18 protein-coding genes are annotated in these 20,071 nt (G+C 37.5%); 6 read left to right on the forward strand and 12 right to left on the reverse strand.

What is annotated here, in order from left to right; genetic code table 11:
* Nucleotides 1-98 precede the first annotated feature (98 nt).
* The 5 genes from elrR to IGK03_RS10810 all read right to left on the reverse strand — a co-directional run bounded on the left by elrR (nt 99) and on the right by IGK03_RS10810 (nt 9,377).
* On the reverse strand, nt 99-1,004 hold the full coding sequence (elrR, locus tag IGK03_RS10790) for an Rgg family transcriptional regulator ElrR (RefSeq protein WP_016618104.1): 906 nt from the start codon (nt 1,002-1,004) through the stop codon (nt 99-101).
* 67 nt (nt 1,005-1,071) lie between these two features.
* Nucleotides 1,072-4,269, reverse strand: coding sequence for a DEAD/DEAH box helicase (locus IGK03_RS10795; RefSeq protein ID WP_002356465.1), 3,198 nt, complete (start codon nt 4,267-4,269; stop codon nt 1,072-1,074).
* Nucleotides 4,270-4,288: 19 nt separating this feature from the next.
* The gene (locus IGK03_RS10800) at nt 4,289-7,426 is read right to left on the reverse strand and encodes an SbcC/MukB-like Walker B domain-containing protein (protein ID WP_430602305.1); all 3,138 of its coding nucleotides are present in this window, start codon (nt 7,424-7,426) and stop codon (nt 4,289-4,291) included.
* 4 nt (nt 7,427-7,430) lie between these two features.
* Nucleotides 7,431-8,699 (reverse strand): exonuclease SbcCD subunit D, encoded by a 1,269-nt coding sequence (locus tag IGK03_RS10805; RefSeq protein ID WP_181039203.1) that lies wholly within the window; start codon nt 8,697-8,699, stop codon nt 7,431-7,433.
* 51 nt (nt 8,700-8,750) lie between these two features.
* Nucleotides 8,751-9,377: a lysophospholipid acyltransferase family protein gene (locus tag IGK03_RS10810; protein WP_002356461.1), complete on the reverse strand. Its 627-nt coding sequence runs from the start codon at nt 9,375-9,377 to the stop codon at nt 8,751-8,753.
* Between the two features lie 188 nt (nt 9,378-9,565).
* Between IGK03_RS10810 and IGK03_RS10815 the strand changes: the two genes are divergently transcribed.
* Together IGK03_RS10815 and IGK03_RS10820 are read left to right on the forward strand one after the other, a co-directional pair.
* Nucleotides 9,566-10,300, forward strand: a complete 735-nt coding sequence (locus tag IGK03_RS10815) for a tRNA1(Val) (adenine(37)-N6)-methyltransferase (protein WP_010821789.1) — start codon at nt 9,566-9,568, stop codon at nt 10,298-10,300.
* Nucleotides 10,290-10,556 (forward strand): GIY-YIG nuclease family protein, encoded by a 267-nt coding sequence (locus tag IGK03_RS10820; protein ID WP_002356455.1) that lies wholly within the window; start codon nt 10,290-10,292, stop codon nt 10,554-10,556. Before IGK03_RS10815 ends, IGK03_RS10820 begins: the two co-directional genes overlap by 11 nt.
* 66 nt (nt 10,557-10,622) lie before the next feature.
* Here IGK03_RS10820 and IGK03_RS10825 read toward each other — a convergent pair whose 3' ends face one another.
* The 3 genes from IGK03_RS10825 to IGK03_RS10835 are packed head-to-tail and all read right to left on the reverse strand — an operon-like array spanning nt 10,623 to nt 12,211.
* Nucleotides 10,623-11,318: a 5'-methylthioadenosine/adenosylhomocysteine nucleosidase gene (locus IGK03_RS10825; RefSeq protein ID WP_010817572.1), complete on the reverse strand. Its 696-nt coding sequence runs from the start codon at nt 11,316-11,318 to the stop codon at nt 10,623-10,625.
* 15 nt (nt 11,319-11,333) lie between these two features.
* Entirely contained in the window at nt 11,334-11,630 is a 297-nt protein-coding gene (gene macP / locus IGK03_RS10830; protein WP_002356451.1) for a cell wall synthase accessory phosphoprotein MacP, read from the reverse strand.
* Entirely contained in the window at nt 11,627-12,211 is a 585-nt protein-coding gene (locus IGK03_RS10835; protein ID WP_002356449.1) for an NUDIX hydrolase, read from the reverse strand. The genes macP and IGK03_RS10835 overlap by 4 nt, the downstream gene beginning before the upstream one ends.
* A gap of 402 nt (nt 12,212-12,613) precedes the next feature.
* Here IGK03_RS10835 and IGK03_RS10840 point away from each other — a divergent pair, with 402 nt between their 5' ends.
* The 4 genes from IGK03_RS10840 (at nt 12,614) to IGK03_RS10855 (ending at nt 16,026) form a co-directional block, all read left to right on the forward strand.
* On the forward strand, nt 12,614-13,294 hold the full coding sequence (locus IGK03_RS10840; protein ID WP_016634573.1) for a 5-bromo-4-chloroindolyl phosphate hydrolysis family protein: 681 nt from the start codon (nt 12,614-12,616) through the stop codon (nt 13,292-13,294).
* Nucleotides 13,295-13,313: 19 nt separating this feature from the next.
* Nucleotides 13,314-14,501 carry a toxic anion resistance protein gene (locus IGK03_RS10845; RefSeq protein ID WP_202334895.1) on the forward strand — a complete coding sequence of 396 codons (1,188 nt, stop codon included), beginning with the start codon at nt 13,314-13,316 and terminating at the stop codon, nt 14,499-14,501.
* 162 nt (nt 14,502-14,663) lie between these two features.
* The gene (locus IGK03_RS10850; protein ID WP_002372290.1) at nt 14,664-15,485 is read left to right on the forward strand and encodes an NUDIX domain-containing protein; all 822 of its coding nucleotides are present in this window, start codon (nt 14,664-14,666) and stop codon (nt 15,483-15,485) included.
* 16 nt (nt 15,486-15,501) lie between these two features.
* Nucleotides 15,502-16,026, forward strand: a complete 525-nt coding sequence (locus tag IGK03_RS10855) for a GNAT family N-acetyltransferase (RefSeq protein WP_002356445.1) — start codon at nt 15,502-15,504, stop codon at nt 16,024-16,026.
* 44 nt (nt 16,027-16,070) lie between these two features.
* On the opposite strand, the gene IGK03_RS10860 is transcribed toward IGK03_RS10855, so the two are convergent.
* The 4 genes from IGK03_RS10860 to recX form a co-directional block, all read right to left on the reverse strand.
* Nucleotides 16,071-16,556, reverse strand: coding sequence for a hypothetical protein (locus IGK03_RS10860; RefSeq protein ID WP_002356444.1), 486 nt, complete (start codon nt 16,554-16,556; stop codon nt 16,071-16,073).
* Nucleotides 16,557-16,693: 137 nt separating this feature from the next.
* Complete coding sequence (locus IGK03_RS10865) at nt 16,694-17,818, reverse strand: LCP family protein (RefSeq protein WP_033625435.1); 1,125 nt, start codon at nt 17,816-17,818, stop codon at nt 16,694-16,696.
* Between the two features lie 180 nt (nt 17,819-17,998).
* On the reverse strand, nt 17,999-19,183 hold the full coding sequence (mutY, locus tag IGK03_RS10870; protein ID WP_016618101.1) for an A/G-specific adenine glycosylase: 1,185 nt from the start codon (nt 19,181-19,183) through the stop codon (nt 17,999-18,001).
* The gene (gene recX / locus IGK03_RS10875) at nt 19,173-19,973 is read right to left on the reverse strand and encodes a recombination regulator RecX (protein WP_010713146.1); all 801 of its coding nucleotides are present in this window, start codon (nt 19,971-19,973) and stop codon (nt 19,173-19,175) included. The genes mutY and recX overlap by 11 nt, the downstream gene beginning before the upstream one ends.
* Nucleotides 19,974-20,071: the final 98 nt, after the last annotated feature.

A 20,071-nucleotide genomic window follows, 5' to 3' on the forward strand; every position in this document is an offset into this window, starting at 1 on the left:
ACAAGACAAAGAGCGCCAAATAGGGTTTTCTACCCCTATTTGGCGCTCTTTGTCGCTAAACACAACCAGAATTTATTATGACAAATTCTCAATTATGCCTAATTTTCTTTTATTTCTTTTAAACTATCCTCTATTTTTTCCAATTGCCCAGCAAAAAATTCTTGTTTGGCTTTTGGTAAAAACAATGTGATAGATAAGAGGATTTGTTCTTTAAAGATTGACCAATCTGCGAATATTTCTTCATTGGTTAAAATCATTTCTATTTTTTCTGCTATTTTTTTCCAGAGGATCATTCGCCAGTTATTTTCACCCACTTCATATTCTTTAAACATGCCTAATACATGAAGAATATGGGGAACATTTTGGCTGACAATCGCCGCAAATAAAAAATCAATAATTACTTGCTCGATAATTTCTAGCGAGCGAATATCAATAATTTCCCGCTCATTGACAGATTGTAGCACACGAAAAAGTAACGAAGTTGGAAACGGCTGCAAGCCAACGTTTTTTTGTAATGCTAAAAATTTCAAATTAAAAATAGTATACACATCGGCATTAATTAATCGTTCCAGAATCTGATTTTCTAATGCAATAATTTCCTCTTTTGTCACAACCGTTTGAGGGTTAAAAAGATATTCCAACGCCAACATCGAATACATTACTTCTTGCTTTCCTAAAGCAAAAGACGATTTATCATAATACGCTCGATAATCTGCAACGATTCGACTACTTTCTTGAAAATTTTTACTAAAGATTGCTTGATTAAACTGCTCCTTAGCTAAAACTGTTTTGGACATTGGCGTTAATTTTTCTGTCATTTCCATCGGCGAAATAGACAAGATTTCGACAATAATGGCTAAATCCGAAATACGCAATTCACTATTTCCTTGGACAAAGCGTTGATAACTTCGACTAGAAACACCATTTTCATCAAAGACACGCAGAGGAATATTTTTTCCTTTACGAATCCGTTCAATTTCTTCACCTAGCGGCCGATATTCCATATATTCTTTTTGTTTCAAACGAATTACTCCATTTCTCTTTAAATAAGATAGCAACTAAGTTGAACGGCTATTCTCCAATGCTTAAAATTGTGCGAATATCTTCTTCCGTCATTTTCGCTAATTGCTCTTCATTTCCTTGAATCACTTTTTGGAACAGCTCGCGTTTCTCTTGCTGTAAGGAATTCATTTTTTCTTCAACCGTTCCTTCTGCAATCATCCGCCACACTTCAACAACTTTTTTTTGTCCCATGCGGTGTGCCCGACCAGCCGCTTGTTCTTCGACTGCGGGATTCCACCATAAATCGTATAAAATAACTGTATCTGCACCAGTTAAATTTAGTCCGGTTCCCCCTGCTTTCAATGAAATTAAGAAGACATCTTTTTCTCCTTCATTGAAAGCATTCGCCATCGTTAACCGATCTTGAGGCTTCGTACTTCCTCGTAAATAAAACGTCTCTAAGCCTAATTCATTCAATTCTTTTTCTAAGATAGAAAGCATGCTTGTGAACTGAGAAAATAATAGGACACGACGATTGTTTTCTTTGGCAGCCACTAAAAAGTCTTTGACTTGTTCCACTTTGCCAGAACCTCCCGTGTAATCCTCAATAAACAAACGCGGATCGCAACAGATTTGTCGTAAACGGGTCAAGCCTGCTAAAATACTCATGCGATTTTTCTTGAAGGTCGCCTGATCCATTTGACTGACATCTGCTTGCATTTGTTTTAGATAGGCCAAATAAACCGTTTTTTGTTCTTCTGTTAAGACACTGTACATATTATTTTCAATTTTTTCTGGTAAGTCTGCGAGCACCGTTTTCTTGTCTCGTCGTAAAATGAATGGTTGAATCATTTTGGCAATTTCTTCCGGCTTAATTTCTCGAAAGGCTTTTTTGCCTGGGAACAATCCCGGTAAGATCATTTGGAAAATTGACCACAGTTCATCTAAATTATTTTCAATTGGTGTGCCACTTAATGCAAAACGTTGTGGTACTTTTAAACTTTTTAAGGCTTGCGCCGTTTTAGTCCCACTATTTTTAACCATTTGGGCCTCATCTAGAATCAAATAGCCGACACGCATTTCCTGATAAAGCTGAACATCTTGTCGCATACTTGCATAAGAAGTAATCAGAATATCTTCGGTGCTATTTTGTAAAAGCGCTGCTCGTTCTTGGCGATTGCCAGAAACCACTTGAACATTTAAGGTTGGCGCAAAACGTTTGACTTCGGCTAACCAGTTATAGGTTAAACTTGCAGGTGCGACAATCAAAGCTGTCCCTTTCAAGCGCTCTTCTTCTTTTTCCGAAAGTAAATAGGTAATGGTTTGCAGTGTCTTCCCTAAACCCATTTCATCAGCTAAAATACCGCCAAATTGATAATGGCTAAGCATTTTCAGCCATTTATAACCTGTTTCTTGGTAATGGCGTAACGTTGCTTGTAAGGATTTGGGGACTTGCGCTTCAAAGTTTTCTGGATGCGTTAAATCCGTGACCATTTTTTTAAAGGAATCTGAAAAATGTGCCCGCTCGTTGTCTTCTAATAAACTTTCGATCATGAGGCCTTGGTTTTTGGGCACATGAATGACATTGTCTTCTTGATGCATATTTTTTCGCAGCTTCGTTAAAATTGCACTTGTATGGAAAAATTCCTCTGAATCAAAAGCAAGAATTTCACCACTTTTTAACGTATAAAAAGCATCATTACGTAGTAGACTAGTCAATACTGCATCGATTTCGGTTTCATCAATGCCAGTGACATCAAACCGAATATCTAACCAAGAATCCCCTTCCGCAACTTCAATCGTTGGTTGATGATGCTGGGCATCTAAATACAATTCCCGTAATTTCCGTCCCATCCGAACTTCTCCTAATTGACGGAAAGCTGGAACTTCGGCTTTAAAGAAATAATACAAGGACTCTCCAGCAGGTAAGACTTTTTCAAAGCCTGTGGTTGTTTGCTGATAGGCAAACTGTTGAAATTGCTGCTTAATTGCTGTTTCTTTTGCTTTATCTCGAACGATTTCTTGATTAACTTCAGGTAATTGAGCATATTTCGGGTTTGTCGAGAAAATGACTTCTCCATAGTGATAGTCAATCCGAGCGTTAATCCGACCTTTAATTTTCTTAAAAATAAAGACTGCTTTTAAAGGATGATGGACGACTAATTCTTCAACTGATTCTTCAACAGACACTCGACCAATTTTTTCCAATAATGGTAACACTTCACTAAATAAATCAGAGACTGTTTCTTTTTCATAAATAATTGACGGCTCTTCCAAGCGTTTCATTAATTGAAGTAACGTGGTGTAGATGGCTTCCTGCTCTTCTGTTAGTAAATAAACCGTTTGATCCGCAATCGCCCAGTGATAGTGGGCTAGAAACGTTGTAATAGGATTCTGAATAGTTAATTTGAAGCTTTGTTCCTCGGTTTTTTGCACTGTAAACGTAAGTGGCAAACTGGTTTCTTTGAACGTTAGATAGCGATACTTATGAGTTTGATTGGTCAATATAAACTGACCCGTTCGATTCATTTTTTCAACTAACGATTGACTGCGATCAATTGGTAATAATAGATAACGTTTGTCGATTTTCCCTTTAACTTGAATACCGTTTGCACCTAATAATTGGCTGGTATGATAAATTGCCGCAAGTTCTGTTAAAATTTCTTGAATCTCCATTGAAAAAGAATCATGTAGCAAAGTAAATTGGTGTTGCTTATTCACCATAAAGGTCATTTCTTTTTCATATGCTTGTAAAAAATCACCAATATTTTTCACAATATATGTTTTAGGTTTGGTGCCTTCCAAACCAATTTTTAAAGAAAGACCAATCGTTGATAATTCTGGATAGTAATTATTCGTTTCGATCACATCTAAATGAAATTCTAAACGTAAAGGCTGCAAGGGAACTTCGGCAGAAGCTTTGCTTAATTTGGCAAAGCCTTTGGTAAACATTTCAGCTGTTGATCGATTTGTTTTCTCAAAACTGACTGTTTGATTCGCTTGAATAATTCTTGACACGCCTCGTTGTTTCAGTGCCAGTTCAACTGCCACTGTATGCTTGCAATAGCCATGTTCCATCCAATATTGACATTCACAAACATCTTGTTCTTTGGCGGTACCATCCAATTCAACAAGATAAAGTTCTTCCCCTAAAACCTCAGACAACCAGATCCTTTTTTCTGGATTTTGAACGATAGATAAGACCCGGCCTTCTTGCATATATTCGCGTCCTTGTTCAACGATTCGCTCTGGAATACTCCATTTCATTGACTCACCTCCTCTTCTACTAAGCTAGCTGATAGTGAACGGTACTTTGACCATTCCCATTGCTTTTTATTTGTAATTGTTGTGGAATTCGTGCTTTTAATTCGCCAATATGACTAATAATCCCAATCATGCGGCCTTCATTTTCAATCGTTTCTAACGCCTCCATTGCCATTTCCAATGCTTCTTCATCTAAGGAACCAAAGCCTTCATCAATAAACAACGCATCAATTAAGACTCCGCCGGCTTGTTCTTGAATCACTTCTGCTAAAGAAAGTGCCAAAGCTAACGCTGCTATAAAACTTTCTCCGCCTGATAACGTGTGAGCGCTGCGTACCGTCCCTGAATTGTCATCATAAATATTGATTTCTAGCCCCGTTTGATTCCGATAACTGCCTGCTTCGTGATTCAATTCAAATTGATAACGACTATTGGTCAGGCGGTCTAAACGCTGATTAGCGACTGTCAGCACTCTTTCTAAATACGTTTGTAACATATACCGTTCAAAACTAATTTTTTTAGGATTATTGCCATTCACCGTATCTGCCAATTGTTGTAGTGCAGCAACTTCCGCAAACTTGTCTTCAATTGTTGTTCTTTGCGCATTAATTTCTTGAACCAACTGTTGGTTGTTCAGCATTTTTTCATGCAGTTGATAGTATTTTTTTTCTTGTTCTTCAATTTGTTGTGTTATTTGTTCAATTTCTGTGGTGATTAAAGATAATTCTGGGAACGTATCACTAGATAATTTTTTCTCAATTTCAGTGAGTTGGATAGTCAGTTGGGTTTGCTCTTGTTCAAATAAAGCAATTTGTTCTTGCTGACTTTCTAGTGTCGGTACTTCTTTCAACCACTCCGTCAATTGGTCCTCTGTCACGCCTTGTTCCGTTAAAACTTCCTTTAACTGACTCTCAAGTTGCGCGACTGTTTGTTGAAGTGTTTGTTGTTCTTTCTCCAAATGAGTCAACGTACTTTCAAGGATCATTTCTTCTTTCTTCAAGGTTTCTCCTTGTGTCGTCACGTTTTCTTTTTGACGTTCAAATGCAGAGAGTTCTTCTTGAAGCAAAGATTGTTGTTTGGTCATTTCTTCGTATGTGACGGTTGCATCCAATAATTGGCTAGCAATCATTTGCTGCTGGATAGTGATTCTTTCCAGACTTTGTTGCATTGTTTCTACTTGTTGTCGGAGCACTTCAAAGCGTTGGGAATTTTCAGCTACTTGTTCTTCTAGTTCCACCAGACGGTCCTTTTCGACTGAAATTTCCATTAGTTTTTGCGCTATTTGTTGTTTTTCTTTAGCTAATTGCGACTCAACTTCCGCAATTTCTGCAGGTGTTACTTGTGAAAAAGTTAGTCCTGTTAACGGCAACTGCAAGTCAGCAAACTGCGCTGCTAATTGTTCTTGTTCCTCAGTATACGCAGCTTCCTGTTCTTGTAGTTGGCTTTCTTTCTGTTGCTTTTCCGCCCCTAATGCAGAGAGCGTTTCAGTAAATCGTTGAACCGTTTTTTCAACTTCCGTTAATTCCCGTTCCGCTTGATCAATCTCTTCTAAAGAAACTTCTTGATGAGTTTGTTGCTTTGGATGTTCTAAAGAGCCACAAACTGGGCAAGGTTCCCCCTCTTCAAGTAACAAGCTTAATCGTTGGATTTGTAAAGAGGCCCATTGACTTTTCTTTGTCTGCAACTTCGCTTCTTCGGCGCTTTTTTGTTGCTGTTCAACTGCAAACCGTTGTGTCAACTCGTGCAATTTCACTTGGTTTTGACTAATTTTTTGCCAAGCTTTTTGATTTTTTTGCCAACGTTCTACAAAATTTTGCCAATGATCTGCTACACTAGAACATTCAAAATTTGCTTTTTCAAGTGTTCCTTCTTGTTCAATAAATTGTTTGGCTGTCGCCACTTTATCCGCTAATGTTGTTTTTTCCTGTTGGCAAGATTCATACTCTTTTTGAATGGCTTGATAATTGGCTTGTTCTGCTATTTGTCGTTGGGCTAACTGTTCATATTCTTGGTATTGTGGTAATTGACGTTGAATCGTTTGAAGACGTTCTTGTTTTTCAGCAATCAATGGTTGTTGTTCTTCCAACTCACTCATGATTACTTGCCAATCTGTCAATGCTTGTTGCGTTTCCATAAGAGCTTGTTGTTTGGACTTTGTTTCTTGCTCTTTTTGTTGTTTTTCGCTTCGTTTTTCAAAGACTTTTTCAGCTAAAGATTGCTGTTTTTGGCTCCATTTTAATTGCTGAATCTGTTTCTTTAGCCGCTCAATGACGGTTTCCTGTTCAGCTTGTTTTGCTTTCTTTTCCAGTAATTCTTCTTTTTGCTGTTGCAAGTTTTGTCGTTCTTCAATAGCATAACGAACTTGCTCTTTTGCTTGTTTGGCTTGTTTTAAGGTTGTAATTTGTTCTCTTTCAACTAATAGTTGTTGCTGAGCCTCTTGTTGTTGGCTTTCTAATAATTGAAGTTTTTCAAAAAGTGTCATTGTCGGTTCAGGTTCTTCTGACCAATGCAACTGTTCTGTTTTCAGTTCAATTTTTTGCTGGGTTTCTTGAATCTCTTGATTGGCAATTTTTAAGCGTTCTTTTAAATTTTCGCTGAACAACTGATACAATTCTGTTCCGAATAAATTACGCAAAACCTTTTCTTTTTCATCACTTTTAGCAATTAAAAAAGTCCGAAACTCTCCTTGTGGTAACAATACAATTTGAGCAAATTGATTGGCATTCAAATGCAATAATTCTTGAATGAGTTCGTCCACTTCACGTCTTTTAGAATAGGCTCGTAGTTCTTTCCCTTGAGCATCTTTGACAATTAAAGAAATTTTGGCACTTTGTTTACGGACTCCTGTGCCACGTTTTTTAAAAAGTTCTTGTTCGGGAAGGCGGTTCAGTTCATAGAGATACTCGTTATGTTTAAAAAGCAAAGTAACTTCAGTGGCTTCTGAGGGGTCAGCAAATGTGGAACGCATTTCTTTGCCTAATCGTAATTTCCCAGAACTTTCACCAAACAAAGCATAGCTCATTCCATCAAAAATCGTTGTTTTCCCAGACCCTGTTTTTCCACTAATTAGAAAAAGTGAAGAATCTTCAAACTTCGTAAAATCAATGGTTTCATTAATATACGGTCCGAAGTTTTTCAATGTTAAAGATAATGGTTTCATCCTGTTACTTCCCTCTTTCTAATTGATTAAGTGTACTCAGTTCTTCTTGGACCCATTGTGCTTGTTGTTCTGTCAAGGCCTCTCCTGTCACATCGTAAAAAAAGTCATGCAGATGTTCTTCTGGTGAACGTTGTTCTATTTGTACCACTTTTTTCTGATTTCCGTTGCTTGTTTCTCGACCATTCAAACGTTCCAACCCAATAATTTTGGGGTAAATTTTTCGCAATTGATTCATCATGTTGGGAATGATCGCTCGGTCGGTTAATTGGACATGTAAATAATTTTCCCGATTCACTTCTTGATAAAAAGCGGGATCCGTTAACTGCTGAAACGAGCCCGTCAATTGTTGAATGTCTCGCAATGGTTTCAAAGCACGGAATTGAAAATGAACTTCAGTTTCTGTTTCAACAAGCCAAACACCCTTTTCTTGTGTCATTTCTGATAAAGAAAATTTTACAGGCGAGCCACTGTATCGAGCATTAGGTGCCTGCAACGCATTTTTTCCATGTAAGTGGCCCAACGCGACGTAATCAAAAGGCTCTAACAAAGCCGTCGGAACAACATCCAAACCACCCACTGTTAATTTTGTTTCAGAATCAGTTTTTTCACTGCCAGCGACAAAAAAATGACTAACTAACACCTGTTTTTTGTTGGGAAGAAAAGATTCCTGCATTTTCGCGACAACTTTTTCCATCGCCGCCTGAATCGTTCGAATCGTTTCATCTTCAAAATATAAGCGAGCCGCAATCGGTTCAAAATAAGGCAACAAATAAAATTGGGTATTGTCGATTTCAATTGGTTGAAAGGCTTGTTCTAAACGCGTATTCAAATGAAATTGCGTTTGGTTAAACCAAGGGCCTCCTGTTTCTAAACGAGTGCTGCTATCATGGTTTCCCGAAATAGCTAACACGGGGAAATGCTCTTTGAGATTCATTTGAATCATCATTTCATTAAAAATCTCGACTGCTTCAACTGCTGGAACAGAGCGATCATACAAATCTCCAGCGATCACAACAGCATCCACTTGCTCTTCTTTCGCAATTGCTAAGATTTGTTTAAAGGCTTCCCTTTGTTCTGCCAATAAATCAAAACCATGTAATTTTTTGCCAATATGCCAATCTGCTGTATGTAAAAATTTCATTTTTTCACCGCCTAAAAAAGTCCTTCTTATTATTATAACAAATTTCTGGTATTTTTTAAGAAAATCGGACAGAAGAATTAGATTTTTAACAAACTTTTTTCTTAACGCAAGAAAAAAGACAGGGAGCATCATCTTTTGACGAGACTACCTGCCAGTAACATTTCTATTCTGTAGCGGTTTGTTTTATTCTTTCTCCGTTGATTCATATTTAAAAGTTGGATCAATTTCTTTATCTAACTGATCAAATGCTTCTTGCATCCGACGTTCCACTTCAGCTAAACCGTCTTTATCCATTTTTTTAATATCGCTAATATCGATTGGCTCCCCAAAACGAACCGTTACTTTTTTACGTTTAAACAACTCTTTTAAAGTTAACGGACCTTGATAAACAGATGGCACGATAGGTACTCGCCCCATTTTGGCAATCAAGGCTACCCCACCTTTTAATTCTGAGGAATGACGCGTGCCACTAGGGAACATAATCAAACTTAAATCAGAATTTTTTAAAATTTTGACAGGTGTTTTAATCGCGCTGGGACCGGGCTTCTCACGATCCACCGGAAACGCATTCGCATGTTTTAAAATGAAACGTAAAACAGGATTTTTAAACAACTCTTTTTTTGCCATAAAACTAAACTTCTTAGGACTGCCAGCAACAGCTAAATACAGCGGTTCCCACCATGTTCGATGCGGCGCAACTAAGACATAGTTTTGGTCTTTTGGTAATTTTTCTTTATTTTCATAATGTGCATTTCCATTAATCACAAATAAAATGACGCGAACCACGCCACGCATAAATGTAAAAAACATAATTTTCTTCCTTTCTTCTCTCCGCTTTCTAGTATGCCGAAAGCTCTACCTTTTGACAAGCTTTTTTTACGTCTATCAATCAGAGAAATAACATGTCCCTATTAATCTAGGGAACAGATTTTGTCATACGGGTTTAAAAGTAGTATAATACATGAACAATCAGATGAAAAGTTGGAGGTTCTTAATCTATGTTATTATCCGGCGAACGGATTGATCAATTATATGCGGATGATATTCAAATTATTCAAAGCAAAGAAGTCTTTTCTTTTTCCATTGATGCAGTCTTATTGGCTAATTTTCCGCAACTACCAAAAAAAGGCAAGATTGTCGATTTGTGTGCTGGCAATGGCGCGGTCGGCCTCTTCGTTAGTCGGAAAACAGCTGCAATGATCGACCAAATCGAATTACAACCTCGTTTGGCAGATATGGGTCAACGAAGTATTCTATTAAATAAATTGGAAAAACAAGTAACGATGTATGAACGTGATTTAAAACAAGCGACAGAAGTCATCAAAAAAGATTCTGTTGATTTAGTACTATGTAATCCCCCATACTTTAAAGAACGACCAACTAGCCAAAAAAATCCAAACCCGCATTTAGCGATTGCCCGTCATGAAATTCACACGTCTCTTCAAGAAGTGGTCACTGTGTCGGCGGATTTATTAAAAACAAATGGTCGCCTCGCAATGGTTCATCGTCCTGATCGTTTCCTTGATATTTTACATGCCATGGAAAACGCCAATATTGCGCCGAAAAAAGCTCGGTTTGTTTATCCGAAGCCAGGCAAAGAAGCCAATGTTTTACTAATTGAAGGTATTAAGCAAGGTAAAAAAGACGGTTTTCGTGTGTTACCACCTCTTTTTACATACAATGAGAAGAACGAATACGAAGCAGAAATGAAGGCTATGCTGTATGGAGAATAAGAAATCCCATTATTTTTATGTTTTACTTTGCCAAGATGGTTCCTTTTACGGTGGCTATACAACTGAGCCAGAACGTCGATTAACCGAACATAATAGCGGAACTGGTGCAAAATATACTCGATTAGCCAAACGACGGCCAGTCAAAATGATTCATACAGAGAAATTTGAAACACGTAGCGCGGCCACCAAAGCCGAAGCCGCCTTTAAAAAATTAACGCGCAAACAAAAAGAACAGTATTTAAAAACCTTTCATTAAATGACAACAAGCAAAAAGAAACAGCCATCATTTCATTGATGAAATGATGGCTGTTTCTTTCTCTTTTTAAACTAAGTTCTCGACAAATTGAATAACCATTTCGGCTGATTTTTTCCCAGCTTCATCGATGAATTCGTCAAAGCTTTGAGTTGCTTCGCCATCTGCTGTATCACTCATTGCCCGTACAACTAAGAATGGAATATTGAACTGTGAAGCCGCTTGGCCAATTGCTGCGCCTTCCATTTCACAAGCTAAGGCTTCAGGAAACTCTTTCTTAATTTTGGCGATTTTCTCAGCGCTATCCACAAAAGTATCTCCAGTAACAATCAATCCTTTACGAATAGCTAAACCAGTTTTTTCAGCAGCTTTCGCAATTTCCATCCGCAAGTATTCACTTGTTTCAAAATACAAAGGCACACCACCAGGCAATTGTCCATAGGCATAACCAAAACCAGTGACATCAACATCAAAGTAAGCTAATTTGTCTGCAATGACTAAATCGCCAACTTTTAGTCCTTCACCGATACCACCAGCAGAACCGGTATTAATCACCATATTTACGCCATATTGATGAATCAATAAAGTCGTGGTCACAGCTGAGGCCACTTTACCAATTCCTGAACGAACCACAATCACCTCGTGTCTTCCTAACGAACCAGAAACAAATAAAGCGCCTGCTCGTTCCCATGACATCGTGTCTGTCAATTTTTCTTTTAGAATTTTGACCTCTTGATCCATTGCTCCAATAATTCCAATTTTCATAGTGATTCCTCTTTTCTATAAATTCAAAACGATATATGCCACAACGGCTAATAAAATCGCTACAATAATAATTGCCTTGTTTAACCAAGTACTCCGTTCTCGACGCTTCGAGTATTCTCCTACTCGTGACTTGTTGATCGGTTTTTGTTTTTTCTTTTCTTTACGATAAAACGTCGAAATTTCTTTTTCTTTTCGCTTATACGCTTTTTCCGCCAGTTTCTGCTCTTCTTGCTGACGACGTTCCGCTTCTTTTTCTTCTGCTTCTCTGCGTTTGCGAAGCTCTGTCCGAGTGACTAACGGACCTTTGCTCATTGCGTGTCCTCCTTAAACTGTCTCTGCAGTAAATACAATTCCCAGTATTGTATAGCAAAAAGTGTTTTGGCATCACAAATCGTGCCTTTTGCCACCTCTGCTTTGGCTTCAGCTATTGTTAGCTCGTAAAGTTCCAAGATTTCATCTTCATCTTGAGGACGCGGATTTTCGACTTTCTGCAAATCCGTTGCCAAATAGAGAGCCAATTTTTCATTAGCAAATCCTGGTGACAGATACATTGAATTTATGTAGGTGAGCTGACCTGCACGATACCCAGTTTCTTCTTCCAATTCCCGCATAGCCGTCGTTTCCAGTTGATTTTCTTCTCCAGGATCAATTTTTCCCGCCGGAATTTCTAAAATTACTTGTTCCAAGGGTTTTCTAAATTGTTTAACTAAGACGATTTTTCCTTCTGCGGTTAACGGAATCATAGCTACTGCGCCTGAATGAAAAACCAATTCGCGTTTAGCAGTGCCGCCTGTCGGTAAAGCCACGTCATCCAAAAAAACATCAATAATCTTTCCTTTAAAAATTTCTCGACGTTGAAGTGTTTTTTCTTCGAAGTCCTCATAATTTAACATATCTTTCACCAACCTTTCTTGTTTATCATACCCTAAAATGATAAAAATCGCACCCCTTCTTCTCTAGTTAAACCCTTTTCAAAGAAAAAAATTTATTGCTTTAGAAAAAAATTACATTTTCGAAAAAAAATAGACATAAAAAATTCACAACTTCCTTGTATTATTTAAGCATACCAACAAACAACCCTAACAAAACACTTTTTCATTTTTAACTCCTTTCCCGTCCTACCCCCAATTAGGACGGGTCTTTTTTTGCGTTTTATACTTTTTTTCTTAGGATTTCACTAAATCATAAAATACATCTTCCGCTGTATGTCTTTTCTCTCACAGAGTATGCTAAAATAACTATTGTAACGAGAGCTGACTCTTTCGAGGATTAGATAGATAGGAGGAACTATATAAATGAACAAATTAAATACAAAATTACTGATTGGCTATATTCTTTTAGGAGCCTTAATCATTGCTGTCGCTAGAGAATATGGCTTCTTCGCTTTTGTGATTCTGGTAGGCTTTTTAGTATTCGTTCTCTATCAAAAAAAGAAAAATGCCGCCGACAAGAGCGATCAAATGCCTTACTTAACAAAAGATAAAGAAGCTCATTATCGTGAGTTGGGGTTATCTCCACAAGAAATTGATTTTTTCAGAAGTACAATGAGCACAGCCAAAAAACAAATCATACAATTACAAGAAAACATGAATCGTTCAACTAAATTACGGGCGATTGACTTACGTAATGATACAACGAAGGTTTCTAAAGCTCTGTTTAAAGAGTTAGTGAAAGAACCTAAAAAGTTACACTTAGCCAATCACTTTCTCTATACACATTTACCAAATATCGTTGACTTAACAAGTAAGCATTTAGAAATCGAACAACATGAAGTTAAAAACAAACAAACGTATGAAAAATTAGAAGAAAGCGCACAAATCATTGACCAATTGTCAAAATTAGTTAAAAATGATTATGAGGAAATCGTTTCCGATGACTTAGACGATTTAGATGTCGAAATGTCGATCGCTAAAAGCAGCTTGTCGCAAAAAGCTGCAACTGAGGAATCACCTCAAGTAAACGAAGACCAGCAATAATCATTAGGGAGGAAAAAAAATGACTGAGCAACAACCCAAAGAAACAACATCTGTAACCAATACATTGGACGATTTATTAAGTAATCCATTTTCATCAATGGATGAACTAACACCAACGCAACAAAATGAACTATCTGAGTTAAAAGAACAGCAAGCAGCTCCTCGTTTAATTGATAAATTACCACAAGAACGTCAAGCCCAAGCAAAAGAGTTAGCTTCAATAATTGACGTCCAAGATTCACAAGCAGTAATTACCTATGGTTCAAATGCCCAAATCAAACTCGGCGAATTTTCGCAAGCGATGTTAAACCACGTTCAAGCACAAGACATTGGTCCTGTTGGTGATTCACTGACCGATCTAATGTTTCGTTTAAATGAAGCCAATCCCAATGAATTACGTGCTGGCGAAGGCAACTTTATTCAAAAAATGTTAGGTAAAGTCAAACAATCCGTTTACGAAATTACCGCCAAATATCAAAAAATTGGTGCGCAAATTGACAAAATTGCTGTCAAATTAACCCATGAAAAAGATGGTCTTTTAAAAGATAATGCCATGTTAGATCAATTGTATCAAAAAAATAAAGATTATTTTGATGCCTTAAACATCTATATTGCCGCTGGGGAATTAAAAGCAGAAGAACTACGGACGCAAATTATCCCTGAAGCCATGAAAAAAGCGGAAGAATCTGGGGATCAAATGGATGTCCAAATTGTTAATGATTATAACCAATTCCTAGACCGTTTAGAAAAAAGAACCCATGATTTACGCTTGGCTCGTCAAATTACGATTCAACAAGCCCCACAAATTCGTTTAATCCAAAATACTAACCAAGCTTTGGCTGAGAAAATTCAATCATCGGTGAATACAGCGATTCCGTTATGGAAAAACCAAGTAGTCATCGCCTTGACCTTACTCCGTCAAAAAGATGCTGTGACTGCTCAACGTCAAGTCTCTGAAACCACCAATGACTTACTGAAGAAAAATTCAGAAATGCTAAAAATTTCTGCAATTGAAACAGCAAAAGAAAACGAACGTGGCCTAGTCGATATTGAAACATTACAAAAAACACAAAATGATTTAATTGAAACTATCCAAGAAACATTACGTATTCAACAAGAAGGAAAAGAAAAACGCCAAGCTGCCGAAATCGAACTTGGCCATATGGAAGAAGATTTGAAAAATAAATTATTAGAATTAACACAATAAACAACGTTTAGAACAAACTTCTTATAGTACAAGCCTGGGACAAAAATCCAAAGTGATTTTTGTCCCAGGCTTGCTTTTCTTTTTACGCTTGAATATTGTATTTCAGCCACTTAATGATACAATAAAAGAAAACCATGTTTCTTTTTGAAAGGAGGAGCAATTGTGCCACAATTTGCTTCTAAAGCCGAAGAAAAAAATTATTATGAACGCCAAGCTAGCTTAGAAGAGTTTTTAACTTGGTATCATCAACAAGAATTACCTGAATATGAAAAACCCTCTTTAACCGTTGATATGGTTCTTCTTTGTTACAACAAGGAAGCTGATCAATTAAAAGTCTTACTGATTCAACGTAAAGGTCACCCCTTTAGAAACTCATGGGCGCTTCCTGGCGGTTTTGTTAATCGTAACGAATCTACTGAAGATAGTGTTTTAAGAGAAACAAAAGAGGAAACTGGTGTGGTGATTTCTCAAGAAAATATTGAACAATTACACAGCTTTAGTCGCCCAGATCGTGATCCTCGTGGCTGGGTCGTGACAGTCAGCTATTTAGCCTTTATTGGTGAAGAACCTTTAATTGCTGGCGACGATGCCAAAGAAGTCCACTGGTTCAATCTTGAACGGCATGGTCAACATATCACGTTATCTCATGAAGATGTGGAAATTACTTTAGACTTGAAAACAGCGGCCTCTCTTGGTAAAGATACATTAGCCTTCGACCATAGTGAAATTATAATTAAGGCGTTTAATCGTGTTGTTGATAAAATGGAACATGAACCGCAAGTGCTTCAAGTCTTAGGAAAAGATTTCACCATTACGGAAGCCCGTAAAGTTTTTGCGAAGTTCCTCGGCGTTGATTATCGCAGCATTGACCATTCAAATTTTAAAAAAGCCATGACACAATATTTTGAAGAGTTAGGTGAACGTCCCGTTGGCATTGGCCGCCCTTCAAAAATTTACCAATTGAAAACAACAACAGGTTTCTAAGAGGAGGGAATATTTTTTGACTGTTTACTTAAGAAAAGCAGAACCTTCTGATTTGCCTGACATCCTTGCTATCATTGAAGATGGACGCCGCACCTTACAAAAAAGTGGCATTCCCCAATGGCAAAACGGCGATGGCCCGAATCAAGAAATTTTAGCAAAAGATATCGACCAGCAAACTTGCTATATTTTAATGGTTGAGGATACCTTGGCAGGCGTTGGTGTTTTATGTTCGGAGATTGATCCTGCTTATGAAGCGATTTTTAATGGTTCTTGGCAACCTCATTCTCAAACTACGTATACGGCAATTCATCGTGTTGCTTTAAAAAGTTCCTTTCAAGGTCAAGGACTGGCTTTGGTGCTTTTGCGCTCACTGGTTACAGCCGCTCGTTTGCAAGGTGCTACTGATATTCGAATCGATACACATCCACAAAATCTCGCTATGCAGCACCTGATTAAAAAAGCTGGCTTTGTTTATCAAGGTGACGTGATTTTAGATGTTAACGATGGCGAACGTTATGCTTATCAGATGATATTGAAATAAAAAAGTTAGGGATAACTGCCAGATTGACAGCTATCCCTAACTTTTTACATCTTATGAACACTATGAGCGCTTTGAATGCCCTCACAGGCTTCTTTACAAGCTTGATTAATTAATAAATAAGAGGATTCTTTTTGGCGGATTCCTAATTGATATTTCAATTCATCTGTCACTTGGCAAGATTCACTTAATGCCTCTAACCAGAAAAATACTCCTTCTTTATACGTATCTAATCCTTCTAGCAAGATTTTCGTTGCTTCTTTATCATAATACGGCTCTAAATTTTTACGAAACATCATTTCTTCTGTAAAAAAACGATTCACATTATTTCGGCAAAACATATAAGTGTCACGGCCTCTCCGATGTGCAGCCTGATTACAACCGTATTCTTGAACTTCTTTAGAGATGGCTTTGAAAATTTCGTTGTATACTTCAATTCTTTGCATAATTGACAAAATGGTATCTGTATAACTAAACATAACTCCTTGCTCCCTTCCCCTTCTAAGTAACAAAAATTTGCTTGTTACTTTCATTATAAAGGGAATGTTGGGTTTATATCAAATGATACGCTGTTTCCTTGCTAAAATCCTTCGTTTTTTCCTTAGAAGAATAATAAGTAAGCGGATTATTTAATCTGTTATGTTCGGATTTTCTACACTTGGAAAATAAATTATTTTATAAAGCCATTTTCCGTTTTAACTGATGGCAACGGGCCAGTCTGTGTATTGCCAGGAACACCAATATACGTATTGCCGTTGATGGAAGTCATTTCGTTTTCCTCAGCTGCTTCATCTTGAACGGTATAATCACTTTGATATAAAAATTCACCGTTCGTATGGAAGACATAGCCGTCTTGATCTCGTTCATCTGGCTTTTCTAAATTTAAAGACACACGTAATTGATGACGGACATTTTCAATACTATCTGGATATAGTTCAACCATACTGCGCCCTTCATTACTAAAAGTGCGCCAGTCAAAAGAAAGCTGTTGTTTATCATAATTGGTCCAAGTCAAACCTTCTTTGACTAAATGAGTCAATTCATTGGAATCCACATCAGTTTGAATGTTTCCATTTAACGAATCAATAATGTCCATTATTTTCATGATTGATTGACCAGATTTCAACTTGTCTTCAACTGCTTGAATAATTTCTTGTTGTCGGAATCCACGCATAATATCGTTATCGCTATGTCTTTCACGGGCATAAGATAAAGCTTTCGTACCATCTAAATGCTGTTTCCCTGCATCAAAATGAATGGATCCTGGCCCGTCTTTGGTAACACCATCAAACGCCTGCTTGACATTGATATCTATGCCACCAACCGCATCAATTAACTTAATAAAAGATAAAAAGTTAAACACAACGTAATGATTGATTGGAATATTCAATAATTTCTCAACGGTGTTAACAGAAGCTGTTGGTCCATCGTAGGTATAGGCAGCTTCAATTCGCTGCATCCCTTGGTAATTTTTCGCATCAATTTGAACAAAACTATCCCGTGGCAAACTTAAATAGGTTATTTTCTTCGTCTTGTTATTCACGGTAATCACCATCATAGCATCAGTCCTAGTTGTGCCTAATTTCCGTTCAATTGTATTGTCTAGACCCATGACCAAAAACGATTGACTATCTTTATTTTGCGCTTCAGTATAATCATTTTTTATGGGGACATAGCCTTTATCAATCGTTTTCTTTAAATAGCTACCCGCTACAGCAAAGTATGCTGAGCCGACTGTGACAAAAAACAAAATGATGACTAAACTAATTAAGCTGATTTTTCGCTTCCTACTCATTGGCTGTACTTCCTCTCTCTTGAAAAGTCTCCACCATCATTACTACTCCTCTAAGCAGACAAGAGACAAGTCTATCTTACCAGTCCCCTTCAAAACTAAACATAGCAGAATTTATATAGGGGTATAACCTAGAGGAAACAAAAAAGAGGGGCTTGTTTGTTTAAAAGCCTCTCTTTTTTGTTATTTATTTTTGTGTTCTTTTTTGAACAATTCCACCATTTTTTGCTGTGGTTTTGGAAAAACATACTCTGAAAATTGTTGTGCTGCCACCCATCGCTGCGACTCTAGTGTGGCTAATTCGCCTGTATTTCGGCCATAAAAGACTAAGATATGCCATTTTAAATGACTGAAAATATGAACGACTTCGCCTAAGGCACGTTTTTGCCAGACAACTGTTTCATAGTCAGCAAAAACATTGACAGGTTCTTCAGCGACCAAAGGCTCTGTTACAGGCTCTAACTCTAAAGTTAATTGTTTTTCCGTTTCTGCTGGTTGCGCCAGTTTTTGCAATTGTTGAAATTGTTTTTTGCTAATTTCTTCAATCGGAAACAGCCACATATTGGCTAACAAACCGGTTTCAGGGCGTTGTTCTAATAAAAATTCTTGCTTTTTATTTTCAATAATAGTGCCGACATAATACACATCTTTCGGCTTAACTTTTTTTGATTTGACTGGATAAGCGGTCATTTTATCTGCCTGATAGGCCGCACAATATTGCTGAAGCGGACAACTTTCACACTTAGGGGAAGTTGGGGTGCAGACGGCTGAGCCTAGATCCATTAAAGCTTGATTAAAATCCCCTGGACGCTCACGATCGATGATTTTAAGCATCGCCGCTTCAAATACTTTACGACTACTCGCTTTTGCAATATCTGCATCAATTTCAAATAAACGGCTCACTACCCGCATGACGTTACCGTCAATTGCTGGTTCGGGGAGATTAAAGGCAATACTGCCAATCGCACCAGCCGTATAGGGGCCGATTCCTTTTAAACTCCGAATATCTTCGATTGTGTCAGGCATTTTCCCACCAAATTCTGAAACAATCTGTTGCGCTGCCACTTTTAAATTACGCGCTCGTGAATAGTAACCTAACCCTTCCCAAGCTTTCAACAACTTATCATCTGGCGCTTCCGCTAAATCTTGAATCGTCGGAAACCATTCCATAAATCGATAAAAATAATCAATGACTGTATCTACGCGAGTTTGTTGTAGCATAATTTCAGAAATCCAAATACGATATGCATCTGTATTCGCTCGCCAAGGTAAATTGCGTTTTTCTCGTTCATACCAAGCTAAAAAATCTTCCTGGAATGAACTAACTTTTTCGGGACTCCACGCCTCCCAAGGCTCTTTATTCGTCATGTTCTACTTCCTTTTCGCTAATAAATTGCTGAATCAAATCATAGTCAAACCCTTTTTGGAATAAGCTTTGTTTGACTTTTTGGACTTTTTTAGAAAAATCAAATCGCTGATTGGCACGCCATAAACGTTCGCCTTCCTTGTTTAACGCTTGTTGTTCTTGTTCTTCGTCCTTTTCAAAAGCTAAAGATTCCAAGGCTAGATCAATGATTTCATTTGTAAAGCCCTTTTGCATCAGATGCAGACGCGTTTTCTGTAGTGCATCTTTAAAACTTTTAGTTCGATAGCGTTTCATGGCCTTTTCTGCAGTTGCTATGGCAACATTAAGCTGTTCATCTAACGTATAAAAGGTCAAGCCATGCTGAATATCTTCTTCACTAATGCCTTTTTGCTTTAATTGTTGTGCCACATTTCGTGGTCCCTTATCACTGGTTCGCATAGCTGTCCGTACGTAACTTTCACTAAAAATTGCATCATCCAACAACCGCAGCTCTTCTAAACGTTGAACGATTTTTACTCGATCTTCAGGTACAATTTCTTTCTCTTTTAAATAAGTAAAAATTTCTTTCTTTGAACGTAATTGATAGCTTAAGTAATTCATCGCCATTTGTAACCCGACATCATAAGAACTAGCTTTTTTTATTTCTTCTATTAAAGTATCTGATAACTCTTGGCCTTTTAGCAGACGCTGCCGTACTAAAATATCTTCCGAGACACGCAGTTTTTCGCCTGAAGATAGCCAAAGTAGATAAAATTCACCTTTATCTTTACTAATTCGTGTGATTGTTGTCATCTTATTCTCCTGCCCCTCTAAATCAGAACATATATTCTACTATACCATAGAATCCTTGGAAGCCAAATAAATAAAAATGTGCTAAAATGGGAGGAAGT

It is taken from the genome of Enterococcus sp. DIV2453a (assembly GCF_050533535.1).
Lineage (GTDB): Bacteria > Bacillota > Bacilli > Lactobacillales > Enterococcaceae > Enterococcus > Enterococcus faecalis.